The sequence below is a fragment of the Aeromonas sp. V90_14 genome, from assembly GCF_029967615.1.
GTDB lineage: Bacteria > Pseudomonadota > Gammaproteobacteria > Enterobacterales > Aeromonadaceae > Aeromonas > Aeromonas hydrophila.
On the sequence record NZ_JASCAS010000003.1, the window covers coordinates 214,053 to 231,951 of the forward strand.

A 17,899-nucleotide genomic window follows, 5' to 3' on the forward strand; every position below is an offset into this window, starting at 1 on the left:
GGTAAAACGAACAAGGGATCTTATGACCATTCAATGCTTTGGCTGCCATTCAGGCAGCAACGCCGCCCGCCATAAAGGCCTTTCAGTCACTGCGGCCGCCTTGCTGGCCCTGCTCTCGGGCGGTTTATCTTCCATGGCGCTGGCGGCCCAGCCCGTCCCCGCCGAACTCAAGCTCGCCATCGGCAGTGAGCCCACCGAAGGGTTCGACCCCCTGCTTGGCTGGAGCCACGGCAGCTACCTGCTGCTGCACAGCCCGCTGCTCAAACAAAGCTCCGATCTCAGCTGGCAGAACGTGCTTACCCAGGTGGTGACCCCGAACCAGGATGGCAAGGGGTGGCTTATCCGCCTCAAGCCGGATCTGACATTCTCCAACGGCGCGCCGCTCACTGCCGAAGACGTGGCCTTTACCTACAACAGCGCAGCCCAGGGCGGCGGCAAGATCGACATGGGCAACTTTGTCTCGGCCAAGGTGCTCTCGCCTACCGAGGTTGCCATCACCCTGAGTGCCCCCCAGAGCACCTTCGTCAACGTGCTGGGATCGCTCGGAATCGTGTCGAAGCGGGATTACGACGCAAAAGCTTACGCCCGCCATCCGGTCGGTGCCGGCCCTTACCGGTTGGTGAGCTTCCTGCCTAGCCAGCAGCTGGTGGTGGAGGCCAACCCCCATTACGCCGGCGGCAGCAATGACTTCAAGCGGCTGGTGTTTGTCTTTATCGATGAAGAGAGCGCCTATGCCGCCGCCCAGAGCAGCCAGCTCGACCTGGTGCGCATCGCCCCGTCGCTGGCGCCCACCGTACCCGACACCCTCAAGCTGTGGGTGCGGCCGAGCGTGGAAAACCGCGGCATCGTCTTCCCCATTCCGCCAGCGGGCGGCAAGGATGCCAAGGGGTATCCCATCGGCAACGACGTGACCTCGGACGTGGCGGTGCGCCGCGCCATCAACTACGCCATCGACCGCCAGCTGCTGGCCGATCAGCTGCTGGAAGGGCACGCCATCCCCGCTTACAGCGCGGTAGAAGGCTTGCCTTGGCTAAACAAGGCCACCGCCTTCAAGGACGGGGATGCGGCCCATGCCAACGCCCTGCTCGATGAGGCAGGCTGGAAGATGGGGAGCGACGGCGCTCGCCACAAGGGCGACCTGCGCGCCGCCTTTACCCTCTGGTACACCAGTGGCGACAGCACCCGCCGGGATCTGGCGGAAGCGGTGCGGGCCATGCTCAAACCCATCGGCCTCGAGGTGAGCCTCAAATCCGGCAGCTGGGAGCAGGTGGAGCGCGAGATGCACGCCAATCCGGTGCTGATGGGGTGGGGAAGTCTGGATCCCATGGAGCTCTATCACCACTACCAGAGCGGTTCCGCCGGCGTGGAGTTCTACAACCCGGGCTATTACCAGAATCCGGTGGTGGATGCGTACCTCAAGCAGGCGCTGGATGCCCCGAACTGGCAGGCGGCCGTGCCGTTCTGGCAGCAGGTGGAGTGGGATGGCAAGCGTGGCGCCGGGGTTCAGGGGGATGCCGCCTGGGCCTGGCTGCTCAATGTGCAGCATACCTATCTCGCCAACCGCTGCATCGACCTTGGCAAGGGGGCGCCGGAAATTCACGGCAGCTGGTCTTTGCTCAACAACCTGCAGGATTGGCGGTGGACGTGCCGCTAAGTTCGTCCTCCATGATGACTGCCACTCTGAAAGCCCTGCTGCGTCTGGCAGGGCTGCTCTGTCTGGTATCCGTCGCCACCTTTGTGTTGCTGAGCTACTCCCCCATCGATCCCATCAAGGCCTATATCGGCAACGATCTGCTCCATGTGCCGCCGGAGCAGTACGCCCGCATCGCCGCCCGCTGGGGGCTGGATCAGCCGCTCTGGCTGCGCTATTGGCACTGGTTCAGCCAGGTGCTGCAGGGGGATCTCGGTTACTCCATGCTCTACAACGCGCCTGTGGGTGAAGTCATAGGCCAGCGCTTTGCTGCCTCTTTCCTGCTGCTGGCGGGCGCCTGGCTGCTCTCCGGCTTTTTCGGGATTTTGCTGGGCCTCTGCGCCGGTCGCTATCTCAATCGCTGGCCCGATCGCCTGATTTGCCGGTTTGCCTATCTGCTCGCCTCCCTGCCCACCTTCTGGGTCGGCCTCTTGCTGCTCGCGCTGTTTGCGGTGCACTGGCACTTGCTGCCGGTCTGCTGCGCCTGGACACCGGGCCTCTCCGCCGATGAGGCGGATTGGGTCATGCGAGCGCGCCATCTGTTGCTGCCGGTCACCACCCTTGCGCTGCTCGGGGTAGGCAATATCGCGCTGCATACCCGGGGGCGGGTGGCCGAGGTGCTGGCGAGCGACTTTATCCGCTATGCCCGCGCTCAGGGGGATGGCGGCTGGCCCATGCTGCGTTTTCACGTGCTGCGCCACGCCCTGACCCCGGCGCTCTGCCTGCAGTTTGCCTCCCTTGGTGAGCTGATTGGCGGATCGCTCTTGGCAGAGAAGGTCTTCTCCTACCCTGGGCTCGGCCAGGCCACCGTGGATGCGGGGCTGCGGGGAGATATCCCCTTGCTGATGGGAATCGTGCTCTTCTGCACCCTGCTGGTCTTTTTGGGCAATACGGCGGCGCGGGTGCTGCTGGCCCGCATCAATCGGGGCTGGGAGGGTGTACATGCTGTTTAATCCGCTCCCCTCCTTGCTGCGTCTGGGCTTTGCGCTGATCTGTCTGCTGCTGCTGGCCAGCTACGGCTGGAGCCTCTCTCATCAGGATGTGCCGATGGATCTGCTGGCCCGCCAGCAGCCCCCCTCGCTGGTGCACTGGTTCGGTACCGATCAGATGGGACGGGATCTCTGGCTGCGCGCCTTTCAGGGCACCCTCACCAGTCTGGAGCTGGGCATCAGCACGGCCCTGTGCAGCGGCCTGCTGGCCATGGTGGCGGCAAGCGTGTCGCTCATTCACCCCAGGTGCGATGCGGCGGTGCGGCTGGTTATCGACGCCATGCTGGCGCTGCCCCATATGCTGCTGTTGATCCTGATCTGCTTTACCGCAGGGGGCGGCATGCGCGGGGTGATCCTGGCTATGGCGCTCACCCACTGGCCCAAGCTGGCGCTCATTCTCTGCGCCGAGGCGCGGCGGATCGCCTGCAGCGACTACGTGGTGCTGGCGCGCTGTCAGGGGATGGGGGCGCTGCGCCGCTGGCGCACCCACCTGTTGCCGGGGCTGTTGCCCCAGTGGTTTATCGGCACCCTGCTGATGTTCCCCCATGCGGTGCTGCACAGCGCGGCCTTGAGTTTTCTCGGCTTTGGGCTGGCGGCCCACGAGGCCTCGCTGGGTCTGCTGCTGGCCGATGCCCTGCGTTATCTGGCCGGTGGCGGTTGGTGGCTGGCCCTCTTCCCGGGGTTGATGTTGCTGACGTTGGTTTTACTGTTTGATCAGGCCACCCGTGCCCTGCAACAACTCTGGTTTGGGGGGGAATCATGCTGAGCTTCGACCAGGTGACCATAGAGGCGGCCCACTACTCCTGGCTGGGGCGGCGCAGCTGGCGGCCCCTGCTGACCGATATCAGCCTGCAATTGGCGCCGGGGGAGATCGTCGCGCTGGTGGGGGGGAGCGGTGAGGGCAAGAGCCTGTTGCTGCAAAGCGCCCTGACCCTGCTGCCGGACAACCTGCGCATGCGCGGCAGCATCTCCCTCGATGGCGTGCCCCTGTGCGACGCCAGCCGGGCCGGACTGCGCGGCCACACCCTCTGCTATGTGCCGCAGGGGGTGAGCGCCCTCAATCCGTTGCTGACGGTGGAGCGCCAGCTGGGCCGGGCGGCGCGTCTGTGCGGCCAGAGCGGTTCTCGCGATCGGCTCGGCCAGCAACTGCTGCGCTACCAGCTGCCCGCCGCCACTCTGGACCGCTATCCGCGCCAGCTCTCCGGCGGCATGGCCAAGCGCATTCTGGCCTGCACCGCGGCCCTTGGCGGCGCTCGCTACATTCTGGCGGACGAGATCACCGCCTGGCTCGACGAGGGGTTGGCCTGCCAGCTGCTCAGCCAGTTGCGTGAATTGGCCAATCAGGGCAGCGGTATCCTCTGGGTCACCCACGATCTGGCGTTGGCAGCCCGCTTTGCCGATCGCATCGTGGCGCTGCATCAGGGCCAGGTGAGCGATACCCTGAGCTGTCACCATCTGCGCCAGGGGCAGGGGAGCGAGATGCTCAGAGCCCACTGGCAGGCGTTGCCGGAGTTCAATGCACTCTTCTCTGTGCCGGAGGTTTCCTGATGTTGGTATCTCTGAGACTAGCCGTGTGCTGCGCGGCAGACATTCAGTGGCAGGCGCTGCCGGAGTTCAACGCACTCTTCTCTGTGCCGGAGGTTTCCTGATGTTGGAAGTACGAAATCTCAATATCGCCCAGGGGGAACGCGCTCTTTGGCAGGGGTTATCGCTGACGGTGAAAGCGGGCGAGCGGCTCGGCATCTCCGCCCCGAGCGGTCATGGCAAGACCACGCTGGGGCGGGTATTGGCCGGTTGGCAACCGATTGGGACTGGCGGGCAGATCCTGCTGGATGGGCAGCCTTTGCCTAAGCAGGTGAAAGGCTACAATCCCATCCAGCTGGTGCCCCAGCACCCGGAACTCACCTTCAATCCCTATCGCACCACCGGCCAAGCGCTGTGGGATGTGTGGCGTCCCGATGAGGCCATGCTGGCCCGCTTTATGGTCAAGCCTGCGTGGCTCGGTCGTAAACCCGGTCAGCTCTCCGGTGGCGAGTTGGCGCGCATCGCGTTGCTGCGCGCCCTCGATCCCCGCACCCGATTGCTGATTGCCGATGAGGTGACCGCCCAGCTGGATCCGCAAATTCAGCGCCAGCTCTGGCGGGAGTTGATGGTTGAGTGCGAGCAGCGTGGTCTTGGCATGCTTGTCTTCAGTCACCAGCAGGCACTGCTGCGCCAGATCTGCCATCGGGTGCTGCGCTTTGGCGAGATGCAGCCCGAATCTGGGGAGCTGACCGAAAGCGCGGCTTGAGGGTTAGGTCCCCTCATCCCCAGCCCTTCTCCCGCAAGGGGAGAAGGGAGCTGAAGGTGCCTCTCCCCAAGCTTGGGGGGCACAATGCTGGTTGTTATGCTCGCAGTGCGCGTACTTCGAGCATATTGCCAGCATCCATGAACAAGCTCCCCTTTCACTGTTGAAAAGAGAGCGGAATTCGGCATCCACGAACCGGTTCCCTCTCCCTGGGGAGAGGGCCAGGGTGAGGGGACGCGAGTGTGCGATGCTGCCTATTCTGGGCAGATAGAACGGCTGGCAAGGTTCGCAGATAAAAGAGAGGGAGGCATCAGCCTCCCTCTCTTGTTTTCTACCGTTATCAGCGGCGTTTAACCGGTTCAGGCACTGGCCAGCCAGTTAAGCCAGGCATCCATCCCTTCACCCGTGGTGGCGCTGACCTGGATCACCTGAATATAGGGGTTGACCCGTTTGGCGTTCTCGATGCAGCGGGCCACGTCAAAGCTGACATAGGGCAGCAGATCAATCTTGTTGATCACCATCAGCTGGGCGGCGGCGAACATGTCCGGGTATTTCAGCGGCTTCTCTTCCCCCTCGGTGACGGAGAGGATCGCCACCTTGTACTTCTCGCCGAGATCGAAGCTGGCGGGACAGACCAGATTACCCACGTTCTCGATAAAGAGGATGCCACCTTCATTGGCGGGCAGCTGGTGGCAGGCGTCGTGGACCATTTTGGCGTCCAGATGGCAGCCCTTGCCGGTGTTGATCTGCACAGCAGGGACGCCGGTAGCACGGATGCGATCCGCATCGGCGCTGGTCTGCTGATCCCCTTCGATCACCGCGCAAGGCCGCTGGTCAGCCAGCTGGCGCAGGGTTTCGCACAGCAGGGTGGTCTTGCCTGAACCCGGGCTCGATACCAGATTGAGCACCAGCTGGGCCGCCTCGTCGAAGTGCTCGCGGTTGTGGGCCGCCAGCGCGTTGTTCTTGGCCAGCACATCCATCTCGATGGCGATCAGCTGGCGCTGCCCCATGCCCGGAACCGACAATCCCGCTTCCCCTTTGCCGTAGTGCAGATCACCCTGCTGGTGGTCATGGTCATGGTCATGGTCATGGTCATGGTCATGGTCATGGCTGTGATCATGGGGATGCGCGTGGGAATGGCCGTGGTCATGAGAGTGGGCATGTTCATGATGATGGTCGTGGGGGTGATCATGGTGGTGCTCATGCGAGTGATCATGCCCCTCATGGCTTATGGGAGCCAGCACCCCGTGGTAGTGATGATGGACATCCCCCTGATGGTGGTAGTGGTGGTGAATGATCAGGGTGCGCGGCGCACTCTGCTCGTGGCCATGATGGTGATGGGCGTCATGAGCATGATGATGGTCGTGCTCATGACCATGTTCATGGTGATGTTCATGCTCGTGATGATGCTCATGATCGTGCTCATGGCCGGCGATCCGCGCCTGGCCGCATCCGCATACGCTACACATATCAACTTACCTCGATGTCGGTGATGCGCAGGCTATCACCCTGCGCGACTCGTAATTTGTATCCGCCACACTCGGGGCAGGCCTGCCCGCGCTCGGTGAGGGTGACCGTCTGGTTGCAGTCGTAACACCAGGCCTCTGCCGCCTGGTGCTGAAAGTGCAGCTGGGCCCCTTCGACGGCTGTGCCCTTGGCGGCGGCCTCGAAACAGAAGGCAATGGTGTCCGGGTCGACGCAGGAGAAGCTGCCGACCTCGAGCCAGAGGGCGGTCACCTTGGTAAAGCCCCGCTGGGTGGCCTGTTCGGCCGCGAGATCGATGGCGGCCATGGCCAGAGACATTTCGTGCATGGTGGCTCCTTAACCGATATGGGGAGGAGTGACTCCTCCCTGTAATTGACGGAACGGCATGGCCGCTCAACAGATCCGCGGAAGCAGCTCCCCTTGAGGCAGCTCCAGATAACGGCGGCTGCCCCAGGGGTTGCTCAGGATCACCTTGTGGCGATCGCTTGCCTGTACCACGCCGATCTGGCTGGCGGCGGGGTTGAATTGCCGCAAGATGCCCAGTGCGTCTTGCGCCTGTTCGGCAGGCAGGGCCAGTACCATGGTTCCCTCGTTGGCGAGATCATGGGGCTCGAAGCCGTAGAGCTCGCACAGGCCACGCACCGGATCGCAGACCGGAATGGCGGACTCCTCCAGCTCGATGGCCACCTGGGAGGCTGTGCTCCATTCATTCAGCACGGCCGCAAGGCCGCCGCGGGTGGCGTCGCGCAGGGCGTGAGGGGTAATCCCCGCTTTTAGCAGCGCTTCGACCTGCGGCCAGAGGGTGGTGCAGTCGCTTTTGAGATCAGATCCCAGCTGCAGGGCGTCGCGGGCCATCAGGATGCAGGCGCCGTGGCTGCCGATATCCCGCGACACCAGAATGGCGTCACCGGCCTTGAGGTTGCGTACCGAGATGCCCCGGCTCTGCTCAGGCAGCGGGAAGGTGCCGACCCCGCTGGTGTTGATAAAGATCTTGTCGGCCGCCCCCTTGGGCACCACCTTGGTGTCGCCGCAGACGATGCGGGCGCCGCTCTTGGCCAGCTCCGCGGCCATCGACTCGACGATGCGGGCGAGATCGGCGTAGGGAAAGCCCTCCTCGATGATAAAGCTGCAGCTCAGATACTCGGGCTTGGCTCCCATCATGGCGAGATCATTGACCGTACCGGCGATGGCCAGCTTGCCGATATCGCCCCCCTCGAAGAAGAGCGGCGAGACGGTAAAGCTGTCGGTGGTGAAGGCGACGGGGCCGTTTACCGGCAGCAGGGCGGCATCTTCACCGCGCAGCAGGATCTCGTTGCCAAAGTGGCGAAAGAAGAGCTGGTTGATCAGCTGGTTCATCTCGACACCACCGCCGCCGTGACTTAACTGGATTTCTCTCATCGGGTCTGGTTCTCCACAAGATTGCAGAAACAGGCTGGTTCATCTCTCCTCATCACCCGACCGCCGTGGCTTAACTGAATTTCTCTCATTGGATCCCCATATATCGGTAGTAGGCATTGCAGGCCCCTTCGGAGCTGACCATGCAACTGCCCATGGGCTGGGTCGGGGTGCAGCCCCGGCCAAAGACTTTGCACTGGTTCGGCTTGGCCAGGCCGCGCAGGATATCGGCGCATTGGCACGCCTTGTGGTCATCGATGGGGGTATCATTGAGTTGAAAGTGGCGCTCCGCATCGCGTTTGGCGAAGGCATCGCGCAGGCGCAGGGCGGAGGCGTTGATATCCCCCAGACCTCGCCAGCGAAAGTGCTCGCGGGTCTCGAAAAAGCGCTCGACCAGCCGCTGGGCGGCTTTATTGCCGCTGGCGGTGACGGCGCGGCTGTACTGCACCTCCAGCGCGTAGCGACCCTCCACCTTCTGGCGCACCATCATCAAGAGCGCCTCCATCACATCCACCGGCTCGAAACCGCTCACCACCACAGGCACCTGATAGCGATCGACGATGGGCAGGTAGATATCGGCGCCTGTGATGACGCTGACGTGGGAGGGGCCGATAAAGGCGTTCACCTTGGCCACCCCGTCAGCCATCACCGCGTGAATGGCGGGGGGCACCAGCACATGGTTGATATGAAACAAGAGGTTCTCAATCCCCTCAGCTTCGGCGGCAGCCAGCAGCGCCGCCGTCATCGGGGTGGAGGTTTCGAAACCGATGGCGAAGAAGACCACGGTTTTCTCAGGGTTCTCTTTGGCGATACGCAGGGCATCGAGGGGGTCATAGACCGGGCGGATATCGCTCCCCTTGGCGCGCTGCTGGGCCAGCGTGCCTTTGGATCCCGGCACCCGGATCATGTCCCCCAGGGTGACCAGAATGACGTTGGACTGGCTAGCCAGCTCGATGGCCTGATCGATGCGCTCCTTGGGCATGATGCAGACCGGGCAGCCGGGGCCGTGGACAAACTCGATGCTGGCCGGCAACAGCTGGTGCAGGCCGTACTTCATGATGGTGTGGGTATGGCCACCGCACACCTCCATCACCCGCAGCGGCTCGGGCAGATCTTTAGCGAGTTCAGTGATCTGGGCGGCGAGGGCGCGGATCACCTCGGGCTGACGAAAGCCCTGAAAGAGATCATTCAAGGTCAGCATGGCAAGATATCCTGTTTGGGCATCAGGGCCACCATCTGGCGGAAGCTCTCGAGGCTGGCCTGCGCCTCCTCTTCGTCAATCTTGCTCATCACAAAGCCGATATGGAGCAGCACATAGTCGCCCACCTGGAGAGGCTCTTCGAGCAGCATGCAGCTGACGCGTCGCTGCACCCCCAGGGTGTCGACGGTGACGCAGTTATCTTCGGGGTGCAGCTGCACCACCTGAGAGGGAATGGATAGACACATGGATTTCAGGACTCCGACAAGGTGGCACAACCGGTGGTGACAGGCTGATGCGTGGCAAGATGGTGGATGGCAAACCAGAGCTGACCGGCGGCGATGCCACCGTCATTGAGCGGCAGGGTTTCGCTGGTCAATACCTGCCGACCGGCGGCTTCGAGAGCGGGCACCAGCTGGTCCATCAGTACCCGGTTTTGAAAGACGCCGCCCCCGAGTGCCACCGGATAGCCGGGGAAGCACTCGGCCAGGGCAACAACCAGCTTGCTGATGGCGCGGGTAAAACCGGCGGCCAGGCTGGCGGTGGAAGTGCCTTGGCGCCGCTCGCTGACAAGGGTATTGATGAGCTCGGCCCACTCGATCTGCAGCGGCTCCCCTGTTGATTGGCTGAGATCAAAGGCGAGGGGGAAGGGCTGTTCATCGGCGGCCAGCTGCAAGGCGGCCGCCTCCAGCAATAGCCCCGCTTCGCCCTCGTAATCCGGGGTATCGATCACCCCCAGCAGCGCCGCCACGGCATCGAACAGCCGGCCGATGGAGCTGGTACGGGGGGCGTTGCGACCCAGCTGCCAGAGCTGGTGCAGGTTGCTGATCCGCTCTATAGGCAGTTTGTTGATCAACGGAATATCGAGTGTGCTGATCTGCTTAGGACTGTGTGATTCAAATAGCAGCCCCAGCAGTTGGCGTACCGGTTCGCGGATGGCCGCTTCGCCGCCGATCAGCTTGAAGGGGGCAAGGTGGGCAACACGCTCGAAGCCCTTCACATCGGCCAGCAGCAGCTCGCCGCCCCAGAGGGTGCCGTCATTGCCAAGGCCGGTGCCATCGAAGGCAACACCCAGCACCGGGCCCGTGATGTCGTGCTCGGCCATCACCCCCAGCAGGTGGGCGTGATGGTGCTGTACCTCGAGGTGGGTGGCACCCTGATCCTGGCAATAGTCCTTGGCCCACTGGTGGCTGAGATAGCCCGGGTGGCGGTCCGATACCAGCAACTCGGGCTTGAGATCGTAGAGATCGCGAAAGGTGGCCAGGGTCTGCTCGAAGTGGCCCTGCATCGGCAGGCTGTGCAGATCGCCGATATAGGGGCTGTAGATACGCTGACGGCCGAAGGCCAGCGCCAGCTGGTTCTTCTGCTGCGCCCCGACTGCCAATAGCGGCACCTTGACCGCCTGTTTCAGGCTGGGGGTGCAGGGGGCATAGCCCCGGGCCAGCCGCAACGTCTGGCGTCGCCCGCCCGCCCACTGCACCAGACTGTCGTCGCACGGGTGCAGGATGGGGCGGTTGTGATCCAGGATGCCGTCAATCTCTCTGCCGAGCTCCCTGACCACAGCATCGCACTCGATGAGGATCGGGCTGCCGCGACCATTGGCGCTGGTAGCCACCAGCGGGATGGCGCAGGCATCCAGCAACAACTGGTGCAGCGGGGTATAGGGGAGCATGATGCCGAGGTAGGGGATGTCGGGGGCTATCCCCTCGGCCAGCGGCGCGGCTGACTGTCCAGATTCTGAGTGCCGATCATCATTTTTGCGCTTGCGCAGCAAGGTAATGGGTCTGGCCTGAGAGGCGAGCAGCTTCCACTCCGCCTCGCAGCCGGTGACATGCAGTTTGGCCTCGGCCAGGGAGCCCATCATCACCGCCAGCGGCTTGCGCGCGCGTCGCTTGAGCGTTCGCAATCTGGCAACACTCTGTTCATTGCGGGCATCACACATCAGGTGATAGCCACCCATCCCCTTGACCGCAATCAGCGCGCCCGCTTGCAGAGCGCTTGCAGCTGCTTGCAGGGCATCCTCGCGCTCGGCCAGCGCATCGCCGCGGCCGCTGCGCCAGCTGAGATGGGGTCCGCACTCGGGGCAGCTCACCGGCTGGGCGTGGTAGCGCCTGTCCAGCGGATTTTCATAGGCTGTCGCACAGCGCGGGCACATGGCAAAGCTCGCCATGGCGGTGTGGGGTCTGTCATAGGGGAGGCGGCGGATGATGGTGTAGCGCGGGCCGCAGTGGGTGCAGTTGGTAAAGGGGTAGCGGTGGTGGCGATCTTTGGGGTTGGCCACGTCCGTGGCGCACGCCTCGCACATCCCCTGATCTGGCGAGATGGCGACCGTGGCAGCGCTCTGCTGCTGGCTCGCTTTAATTCGAAACTGGCCATGAAATTGGCCATCGAAGTCGGGATCATGAGCGAGGGGCAGTTCCCGCTCACTGAAGTGATCGATGCGGCTAAGCGGCGGTGCCAGTTCCCGCAGTTCGCGGGCAAAGCTGGCGAGCTGCTCGGGGGAGCCTTCGGCGCCAATGGTGACGCCGTTGGCATCGTTCAAGACATAACCGGCAAGGCCGTGGCGCAGTGCCAGCCCATAGACGAAGGGGCGAAAGCCGACCCCCTGCACTATGCCGTCGATATGAAATTCGCGGCGCAGCCGGCTGGCCACAGGATTGGGAGAGCCAGAGGGGGCGATGGTGGCGCTCATGCCGGCTCCATCTCATCTTGAGTGGCTGGCAAACGCAGCACCCGGCGCTCGTTCTCCTCGCGCCGTACCCAGCCATCCATCTCCATGCGCAGGCAGAACGGAATGGCGTATTTGCGCGACAAACCGGTGATCTCCTTGAGGGATGCCATGTCGATCAGATCTCCCACCTGCTGGCCCGCCAGCACGGCGGCGACCATCTGGTTGTAAAGTTCGGCGTCGTAGTAGATGGGGCCATCGAGCTGCACCAGATACTTGAGTCGCGCCAGGTTGCGCAGCTGCTTTTGCAGGGCGCCTTTTTGTTGCAAGCCCTGCTGCAGGGCCGCGGGCAGCTTGCGGGTGATAAAGGGATCCAGCTCCACGCCGCCGGGGCCCAGTTTACCGGGCTCGTACCCCTCCTTGCCTTGATCTCGCACCACCTTGAGTACCAGCTGCGCCTCTTCTCCCAGATCATCTTCCGACTCGCCGCTGCCCGGCTGCCACTTGTCATGGTGCAGGCGAATGAGCTGCTCGCTCTTGAGCTGCTGGAGCAGGGCTTGCATGACCGGCAGGGCGATGCCAAAGCGGGTTGCCAGCTCGGCGGCACTCAGCGGTTCGCTGGCCAGCGTAGCCAGCAGCTGATCACGGCTCTGAGCCAGCCAGTGGGTGTCCAGCAGCCAGTCACCGAGGGGGGTGACCTGCTCTGGCCGCTGGTCAAAGCGGCTGGCCAGCACATAGCCGTTGAGCCCCAACTGCAGGGTGGCCGGGTTGTAGTGCTCCAAGTCATCCGGCAGCTCGCCCAGCAGGGCGTGCAGCGCCTTGCGTCTGGCGGGGTGGATGTCGCCGCACCAGACGATGCGGGCACCGTGCAGCAGTTCGCTGCTGCCGTGGCGAATGATGGCGACTGGCTGGCCGAAGAAGCAGGGGATGGGGCTGGCAACGATCAGCCGTGCCAGCCGGGTGTCCTTGATGGGGACAAAACGGGCTCGACCATGCCAGCTGCCGAGGGCCACTTCCACCTCCTGCGTGCGTAGTGCCTTGCCGCTCGGGCTCTCGGCGTTGAGTCGCACGATCAGATGCGTCGCCGCCTCGCATTGGCCAGCGGCGCTGGTGAGGCAGTGACCGCGGGCCACCTCCTTGTGGGGCACTTTTTTAAGGCCCACCGCTACCCGGCAGACGGCGCCGATCTCGTCGACGCTCTGGTGATAGGCCTGCAGGGAGCGCACCTGCACCTCCCGATCGGCAGGGTAGAGGCGCAGCTTGTCCCCCACCTTGAGGCTGCCCTGCTGCAAGGTGCCGGTAAGCACGGTGCCGGTGCCATTGGCGGTAAAGACCCTGTCTACATACAGTCGCGGGGCGCTCTGCTCGCGAGCCGCTTGTGAGGCTGGTAGCTCGGCGAGCTGGCGCACGATGGCGGTGTGCAGGGCAGCCATATTGGCGCCGGTCTTGGCGCTGACGCTGACGATGTCGGGCACCATGCCGCTCTCGTCCATCACCCGCTCCAGCAGGCTCTCTTCCAACAGCAAAAGCTCGTCGGGGGAGACCAGATCGCACTTGTTGATGCAGACCAAGAGGCGCGGCACCCCCATCGCCTTGAGCAGGCGCAGGTGATCGCCGGTCATCGGCATCCACCCCTCGTCGGCGGCGATGACCAGCAGCACCAGATCCAGACTCCAGAGCCCCGCCACCATATTGCGGATATAGCGCTCGTGACCGGGCACATCGATGACGCCTATGGTGTTGCCTTGACCGTCGTCGAAGTGGGCAAAGCCGAGATCCTGAGTCATGCCGATGGCCTGCTCATGGGCGCGGGCCGTGGTGATGCCGGTGAGGGCTTTGATCAGCAGGGTCTTGCCGTGATCTACGTGGCCGGCAAGACCGATAACGGCGCGATAGGGGGTCATGGGATCAGGGCTCCTCGGGCGCATTTGTTGCATTGAGCGGAGTGGGCTGCAGCAATTCCTTGAGCTGGGCGATCAGCAGTTCCATCTCGGTCGGCAACAGGGTCGCCATATTGAGCAGCACCTTCTGCTGGCGCACGGTGGCAATCACCGGCACCGGCAGTTCGCGCAAATCATCGAGCAGCTGCTGGGCCGGGCGCGGGTCGGTGCACTCCAGCGCTGGGGCCGGGTAGAACTCGTCCGGCAAGGTGCCGCCGCCCACTACCAGCTGGGCGGGGACCGGCACAAAGCAGCCGGGCAAGGTGGCCATCAGCTGGGAGGCTCTCGCCTGCATGGCGGCCGGGTTGCTTAAGACTTGCTGGGCTATGCCCTCGCCGACGGGGGATTTGTTGAGCTTGTGAATGAGCAGGCGTTCGAGCAGGGAGTAGACGATGCGGCTCGGGCGGAAGGTGCGCATCATGGGGTGTTTTTCCAGCCGCTTGATGAGATCGCTGCGGCCGCTGATGATGCCCGATTGCGGCCCCCCCAGCAGCTTGTCGCCTGAGTAGCAGACCAGATCCGCTCCCGCCTTGATGTACTGACGCACCGAGGTTTCATCCGGCGCAAACTCTTCGCTGGTCAAGCCCGAGCCCTGATCCACCGCCAGCACCACGTGCTCGGGCAGGACGCGGGCCACTTCGCCGATGTCGGGGGATTCGGTAAAGCCACGAATGGCGAAATTGGATCTGTGCACCATCAGCACCAGCGCGGTCTGATCGGTGATGGCATCGAGGTAATCCTTGGCGGTAGTGATGTTGGTGGTGCCCACCTCCACCAGTTTGGCGCCGGAGAGGGCCAGAATGTCGGGAATGCGAAAGCCGCCGCCAATCTGGATCTGCTCGCCGCGCGAGACGATCACCTCGCGCCCCTTGGCCACCTCCTGCAGCAGCAAAAAGAGCGAGGCGGCGTTGTTGTTGACCACCAGCGAATCCTCGGCCTGGGTGAGGCAACGGAGCAGGGGGGCGATCAGCCCCTTGCGCCCGCCGCGTTTGCCGGTGGCGAGATCCAGCTCCAGATTGTTGTAGCCGGTGTTGAGGTCGCGCACCTCGTCCCACAGATCGGCACTTAACGGCGAGCGCCCCAGATTGGTATGCACCAGGGTGCCGGTGGCGTTGATTACCCGGGTCTGACGCTGGCGCAGCAGCTGCTGGCAGCGCTTGGCAATCAGCGCTTCAAGGCGTTCAGCGGTGACTCCGTGCTGGCGAAACGTCTCACTTTGGCGCAGTTCGTTCAGGGTGTCGCGCACCGCCTGGGTCACCAGCGGGCGGCTCAGCGCCTCGATAAAACCGGCGAGAAAAGGTTGCTGCAGCAGCTGTTGCACTTGTGGCAATCGACGCTGGTTTGCTGGAGTCGCGGCATAAGAGGCGCTGGGGGCGAGGGAGGATACGTCAGACGGAGTTGGCATGGGATGACCCGGGCTGTGCGTGGGAGTGACATGCACGCCGCCTTGCCGGAGGAAGGCCGCTGCGACGCTGCTTATTTGCTGCTTTTCGCCATTCATGAATTAATTAAAAAGGCAAATGGATAAATTAATGTTCGAGCAGATAAATAAGCGTGTCGGAGCGCATTCAGATTATATTGGCAATGCGACAGGCGCCTTGTTAGAACAATATGTGAAACAGTCGCCAACCAGCCTGAAACATAATTGACGGTTTCTCTCCAATATATGAAATTTGGCGGAAGAGGCAGGAATCGAACCTGCCAAAGCCTTCTCGGCTCTCATCGGTTTTGAAGACCGAGGAGGCCACCAGACCCCATCAGCTTCCGCAATGGCCACCATTTTGTGGCAATTTTCTGTGACTGGCAACGCTTTTTTATGTTTAAAAATAGCGAGTTGGCCGATTTTCTGAAAAATGTCCGCGCGTTGATTTATATCAATTTCATGGCAGTTAGCCCGATGTTTTTAATTTAACATCGGGCGTTTATATATGCCTTTAGAGGGAGCGCAGACTGCTGCCGTTAACAAGCTGGCAAATAATCGGTGGCCGCATTGGTGATATTCCACTGGGCCAGCCGGTTTATTAACAACTCGCTATCTTTGGCCTCTTCCAGATGATCGTAGAGATAATCCATGGCCCCGCTCACCATCTCGGTCATCGGGAAGGAGAACGCCACGATGGCCGGTTGTACCCCGACAAAGATCACCTCGGGGACAAAGGTCTTGAGCTCGTCGATCAGGAAATTGAGCGGCATATTGTGGGTCGAGAAGATAAACATCTCGGCGATGGTCTCGGGGGGAATCACCTGCAGGGTACCCGCCTTCTCGCCGATCTCGGCAGCATCCACCAGCACTACCCGCTCCGGTTGCAGCTCCCGCACCTTGTAGACCACATTTTCCGGCGCGATGCCGCCGTCGATATGGATCCAGCCGGACAGGGGGGCGGCTTGCAGTTTGTCGGCAAGATAGGGGCCGGCACCGTCGTCCCCCATCATGGCATTGCCCACGGTCAACACGAGATTGCAGCCCATCAGCGGCTCCTTATCATCAGGTACATATGGGGGTCGTTAAAGAGGGCGGTGAGCTGATCCATAAAGGTGTTGGTCCAGCCCAGCTCCTGCTCATCGAGCAGATTGTCGGCTTTGCGCAGTCGGTCGAAGGCGCAGGCCAGCATATGGCAGTGCTCGCGATAGATGGTGATCTCGCCAAAGGTGAGAAACCCCTCCATCTTGCGGCGCGCTTCGCTCCCTTCTGGCAGCTTGGCCACCCAGTCGCGATAACCGGTCAGCGAGCAGACCAGGTCTGCTCGCAGGCAATCGACGATGCCGAGGTGGTGGCCGATGGCGAGGCTGTAGTACATCACCTCCCTGGCCTCTTCCGGCACGTCGAACTGCTCGTCGACGAACTTGCGCGAGAGGCGATAGAAGAAAACCTCGTCAGCCATGCACCGCCTCTCCCTTGCCGGCCGCCCGGTTGAGGCAGGCGTTTGCGAGGTTGTTGATGATCTCCGCCAAGCGCGGATCGTCATGTTGATCGAGGTAGCTCTGGATGCGCAGATCCACATCCTGCTGGGTTGCCCCTTCGAGCAGGGCCATAAACTCGTCGGCGATGATCCGCCCCTGCCGATAACCTGCCATGCGGCGCGCTTCGCGTTCGATCATCACCCGGATTTCGTTGGGGATGCCGGTGTGGCGCAGTTCGACCCGCTCACCCGGTTGCACCTCGTGGCTGGTGGCTTTGAGTTTCTGCTCAAGCAGACCGAGCGCCACGGCAAAGCCGTAGATGGTGGCTGCCGGTGTGGGGGGGCAGCCCGGGATATAGACATCCACCGGTACGATTTTGTCGGTGCCACCCCAGACGCAATAGAGATCGTGGAAGATGCCGCCGTCACAGCCGCAGGCGCCATAGGCGATGCAGATCTTGGGATCGGGCGCCGCCTCGTAGGCGCGCAGGGCTGGTACCCGCATCGCCCGGGTCACCGCGCCGGTAAAGAGCAGGATGTCGGCGTGGCGGGGGGAGGCGACCACCTTGATGCCGAAACGCTCGGCATCGAACAGCGGGGTGATGGTGGCGAAGATCTCGATCTCGCAGGCGTTGCAGCCGCCGCAATCGACCCGGTAGACATAGGCCGAGCGGCGAATGTCCTTGAGCAGGGTCTTCTTGAGTTTGGTGATCTCGGGATCCTGTGCCAGCGGCACGGCGCGGGTATGGGCATGGCCGACAACCGGTTCTATGCCTTTGATCTTGCTCATCACATCCACTCCTGTTGTGCGGCCATCGGTGTGGCTATCGGTGTGATCAGGGCCGAGTCAGGCTGGCTCAGCATGCTCTGTTTTCGTTTGCAGTCGGGGCAGTGGTGCAGTCGCTCCGGGGTAGTGAGCGGCGTGCCCGCCTGCTTGAGGGTGTCCTCCACCAGCGCCACCAGCTTGCTCGGGGCAAAGTAGGTGCCGCACAGGGTGCAGGGGGCCAGCGCGAAGCGGGCCTCCTCATAGAGATCCGCCTTGTTGGTCACCGCCAGCTCGAACTCGGGGGAGAGGGCGATGGCGCGGGTCGGGCAGACCTCCTCGCAGCGGCCGCAGAAGATGCAGCGCGCCATGGAGATCTCCCAGCGTCGTTCGCCGGTCTCCATGTCCACTTCCATCACCAGCGCGTTGGCCGGGCAGGCCTTGGTGCAGGCGGCGCAGGCGATGCACTGATCCGCCTGATATTTCGGTTTGCCGCGAAAATCCCGGTTCACCTCGTAAGGGGCGAAGGGGTACTTGGCGGTCGGGGTGCCAGCCTTGAGGATGGTCTTGAACAGCTTGATCAT

General features: G+C 62.9%; 18 protein-coding genes and 1 tRNA gene. 6 read left to right on the forward strand and 13 right to left on the reverse strand.

The window, feature by feature from the left end; genetic code table 11:
• Window positions 1-22 precede the first annotated feature (22 nt).
• The 5 genes from QLG02_RS04580 (at window position 23) to QLG02_RS04600 (ending at window position 4,969) form a co-directional block, all read left to right on the forward strand.
• Window positions 23-1,654 carry an ABC transporter substrate-binding protein gene (locus QLG02_RS04580; RefSeq protein WP_282464621.1) on the forward strand — a complete coding sequence of 544 codons (1,632 nt, stop codon included), beginning with the start codon at window positions 23-25 and terminating at the stop codon, window positions 1,652-1,654.
• Window positions 1,655-1,665: 11 nt separating this feature from the next.
• On the forward strand, window positions 1,666-2,643 hold the full coding sequence (locus QLG02_RS04585; protein ID WP_282464622.1) for an ABC transporter permease: 978 nt from the start codon (window positions 1,666-1,668) through the stop codon (window positions 2,641-2,643).
• The gene (locus QLG02_RS04590) at window positions 2,633-3,445 is read left to right on the forward strand and encodes an ABC transporter permease (RefSeq protein ID WP_282464623.1); all 813 of its coding nucleotides are present in this window, start codon (window positions 2,633-2,635) and stop codon (window positions 3,443-3,445) included. Before QLG02_RS04585 ends, QLG02_RS04590 begins: the two co-directional genes overlap by 11 nt.
• Window positions 3,439-4,227, forward strand: a complete 789-nt coding sequence (locus QLG02_RS04595; RefSeq protein WP_282464624.1) for an ATP-binding cassette domain-containing protein — start codon at window positions 3,439-3,441, stop codon at window positions 4,225-4,227. The genes QLG02_RS04590 and QLG02_RS04595 overlap by 7 nt, the downstream gene beginning before the upstream one ends.
• A 100-nt stretch (window positions 4,228-4,327) precedes the next feature.
• A complete protein-coding gene (locus QLG02_RS04600) occupies window positions 4,328-4,969 on the forward strand; it encodes an ATP-binding cassette domain-containing protein (protein WP_282464625.1) in 642 nt (213 codons plus the stop codon).
• A 356-nt stretch (window positions 4,970-5,325) separates the two neighbouring features.
• Here the strand turns inward: QLG02_RS04600 and hypB are convergent, their stop codons facing one another.
• Entirely contained in the window at window positions 5,326-6,198 is an 873-nt protein-coding gene (hypB, locus tag QLG02_RS04605) for a hydrogenase nickel incorporation protein HypB (RefSeq protein WP_282464659.1), read from the reverse strand.
• Between hypB and QLG02_RS04610 the strand changes: the two genes are divergently transcribed.
• Window positions 6,079-6,459: a hypothetical protein gene (locus QLG02_RS04610; protein WP_282464660.1), complete on the forward strand. Its 381-nt coding sequence runs from the start codon at window positions 6,079-6,081 to the stop codon at window positions 6,457-6,459. The genes hypB and QLG02_RS04610 overlap by 120 nt on opposite strands.
• Here the strand turns inward: QLG02_RS04610 and hypA are convergent.
• The 12 genes from hypA to QLG02_RS04670 all read right to left on the reverse strand — a co-directional run bounded on the left by hypA (window position 6,437) and on the right by QLG02_RS04670 (window position 17,899).
• Window positions 6,437-6,778 carry a hydrogenase maturation nickel metallochaperone HypA gene (gene hypA / locus QLG02_RS04615; protein WP_024944968.1) on the reverse strand — a complete coding sequence of 114 codons (342 nt, stop codon included), beginning with the start codon at window positions 6,776-6,778 and terminating at the stop codon, window positions 6,437-6,439. The genes QLG02_RS04610 and hypA overlap by 23 nt on opposite strands.
• Window positions 6,779-6,844: 66 nt before the next feature.
• Window positions 6,845-7,849 carry a hydrogenase expression/formation protein HypE gene (gene hypE, locus QLG02_RS04620; protein WP_282464626.1) on the reverse strand — a complete coding sequence of 335 codons (1,005 nt, stop codon included), beginning with the start codon at window positions 7,847-7,849 and terminating at the stop codon, window positions 6,845-6,847.
• An 85-nt stretch (window positions 7,850-7,934) separates the two neighbouring features.
• The gene (gene hypD / locus QLG02_RS04625; protein WP_041217651.1) at window positions 7,935-9,047 is read right to left on the reverse strand and encodes a hydrogenase formation protein HypD; all 1,113 of its coding nucleotides are present in this window, start codon (window positions 9,045-9,047) and stop codon (window positions 7,935-7,937) included.
• Entirely contained in the window at window positions 9,041-9,292 is a 252-nt protein-coding gene (locus QLG02_RS04630) for a HypC/HybG/HupF family hydrogenase formation chaperone (protein ID WP_040065728.1), read from the reverse strand. Before QLG02_RS04630 ends, hypD begins: the two co-directional genes overlap by 7 nt.
• A 5-nt stretch (window positions 9,293-9,297) precedes the next feature.
• Window positions 9,298-11,736 carry a carbamoyltransferase HypF gene (hypF, locus tag QLG02_RS04635; protein WP_282464627.1) on the reverse strand — a complete coding sequence of 813 codons (2,439 nt, stop codon included), beginning with the start codon at window positions 11,734-11,736 and terminating at the stop codon, window positions 9,298-9,300.
• Window positions 11,733-13,616: a selenocysteine-specific translation elongation factor gene (gene selB / locus QLG02_RS04640; protein ID WP_282464628.1), complete on the reverse strand. Its 1,884-nt coding sequence runs from the start codon at window positions 13,614-13,616 to the stop codon at window positions 11,733-11,735. The genes hypF and selB overlap by 4 nt, the downstream gene beginning before the upstream one ends.
• Before the next feature lie 4 nt (window positions 13,617-13,620).
• On the reverse strand, window positions 13,621-15,057 hold the full coding sequence (gene selA / locus QLG02_RS04645; protein ID WP_282464629.1) for an L-seryl-tRNA(Sec) selenium transferase: 1,437 nt from the start codon (window positions 15,055-15,057) through the stop codon (window positions 13,621-13,623).
• Window positions 15,058-15,326: 269 nt separating this feature from the next.
• Window positions 15,327-15,418, reverse strand: a tRNA-Sec gene (locus tag QLG02_RS04650).
• Window positions 15,419-15,611: 193 nt separating this feature from the next.
• Window positions 15,612-16,121, reverse strand: coding sequence for a hydrogenase maturation peptidase HycI (gene hycI, locus QLG02_RS04655; protein ID WP_201904810.1), 510 nt, complete (start codon window positions 16,119-16,121; stop codon window positions 15,612-15,614).
• Window positions 16,121-16,534, reverse strand: a complete 414-nt coding sequence (locus QLG02_RS04660; RefSeq protein ID WP_282464630.1) for a formate hydrogenlyase maturation HycH family protein — start codon at window positions 16,532-16,534, stop codon at window positions 16,121-16,123. Before QLG02_RS04660 ends, hycI begins: the two co-directional genes overlap by 1 nt.
• On the reverse strand, window positions 16,527-17,342 hold the full coding sequence (locus tag QLG02_RS04665; RefSeq protein ID WP_282464631.1) for an NADH-quinone oxidoreductase subunit B family protein: 816 nt from the start codon (window positions 17,340-17,342) through the stop codon (window positions 16,527-16,529). The genes QLG02_RS04660 and QLG02_RS04665 overlap by 8 nt, the downstream gene beginning before the upstream one ends.
• On the reverse strand, window positions 17,342-17,899 hold the full coding sequence (locus QLG02_RS04670; protein WP_274278459.1) for a formate hydrogenlyase complex iron-sulfur subunit: 558 nt from the start codon (window positions 17,897-17,899) through the stop codon (window positions 17,342-17,344). The genes QLG02_RS04665 and QLG02_RS04670 overlap by 1 nt, the downstream gene beginning before the upstream one ends.

Bases quoted from the DNA above. Each gene is read 5' to 3' on its own strand.
- QLG02_RS04665 (WP_282464631.1), bottom strand. From the start codon at position 17,342: ATGAGCAAGATCAAAGGCATAGAACCGGTTGTCGGCCATGCCCATACC.
- QLG02_RS04660 (WP_282464630.1), bottom strand. From the start codon at position 16,534: ATGGCTGACGAGGTTTTCTTCTATCGCCTCTCGCGCAAGTTCGTCGAC.
- hypE (WP_282464626.1), bottom strand. From the start codon at position 7,849: ATGAGAGAAATCCAGTTAAGTCACGGCGGCGGTGGTGTCGAGATGAAC.
- QLG02_RS04590 (WP_282464623.1), top strand. From the start codon at position 2,633: ATGCTGTTTAATCCGCTCCCCTCCTTGCTGCGTCTGGGCTTTGCGCTG.
- selB (WP_282464628.1), bottom strand. From the start codon at position 13,616: ATGACCCCCTATCGCGCCGTTATCGGTCTTGCCGGCCACGTAGATCAC.
- QLG02_RS04580 (WP_282464621.1), top strand. From the start codon at position 23: ATGACCATTCAATGCTTTGGCTGCCATTCAGGCAGCAACGCCGCCCGC.
- QLG02_RS04630 (WP_040065728.1), bottom strand. From the start codon at position 9,292: ATGTGTCTATCCATTCCCTCTCAGGTGGTGCAGCTGCACCCCGAAGAT.
- hypD (WP_041217651.1), bottom strand. From the start codon at position 9,047: ATGCTGACCTTGAATGATCTCTTTCAGGGCTTTCGTCAGCCCGAGGTG.
- QLG02_RS04585 (WP_282464622.1), top strand. From the start codon at position 1,666: ATGATGACTGCCACTCTGAAAGCCCTGCTGCGTCTGGCAGGGCTGCTC.
- QLG02_RS04670 (WP_274278459.1), bottom strand. From the start codon at position 17,899: ATGATCAAGCTGTTCAAGACCATCCTCAAGGCTGGCACCCCGACCGCC.
- selA (WP_282464629.1), bottom strand. From the start codon at position 15,057: ATGCCAACTCCGTCTGACGTATCCTCCCTCGCCCCCAGCGCCTCTTAT.
- QLG02_RS04600 (WP_282464625.1), top strand. From the start codon at position 4,328: ATGTTGGAAGTACGAAATCTCAATATCGCCCAGGGGGAACGCGCTCTT.
- QLG02_RS04595 (WP_282464624.1), top strand. From the start codon at position 3,439: ATGCTGAGCTTCGACCAGGTGACCATAGAGGCGGCCCACTACTCCTGG.
- hypA (WP_024944968.1), bottom strand. From the start codon at position 6,778: ATGCACGAAATGTCTCTGGCCATGGCCGCCATCGATCTCGCGGCCGAA.
- hycI (WP_201904810.1), bottom strand. From the start codon at position 16,121: ATGGGCTGCAATCTCGTGTTGACCGTGGGCAATGCCATGATGGGGGAC.
- hypF (WP_282464627.1), bottom strand. From the start codon at position 11,736: ATGAGCGCCACCATCGCCCCCTCTGGCTCTCCCAATCCTGTGGCCAGC.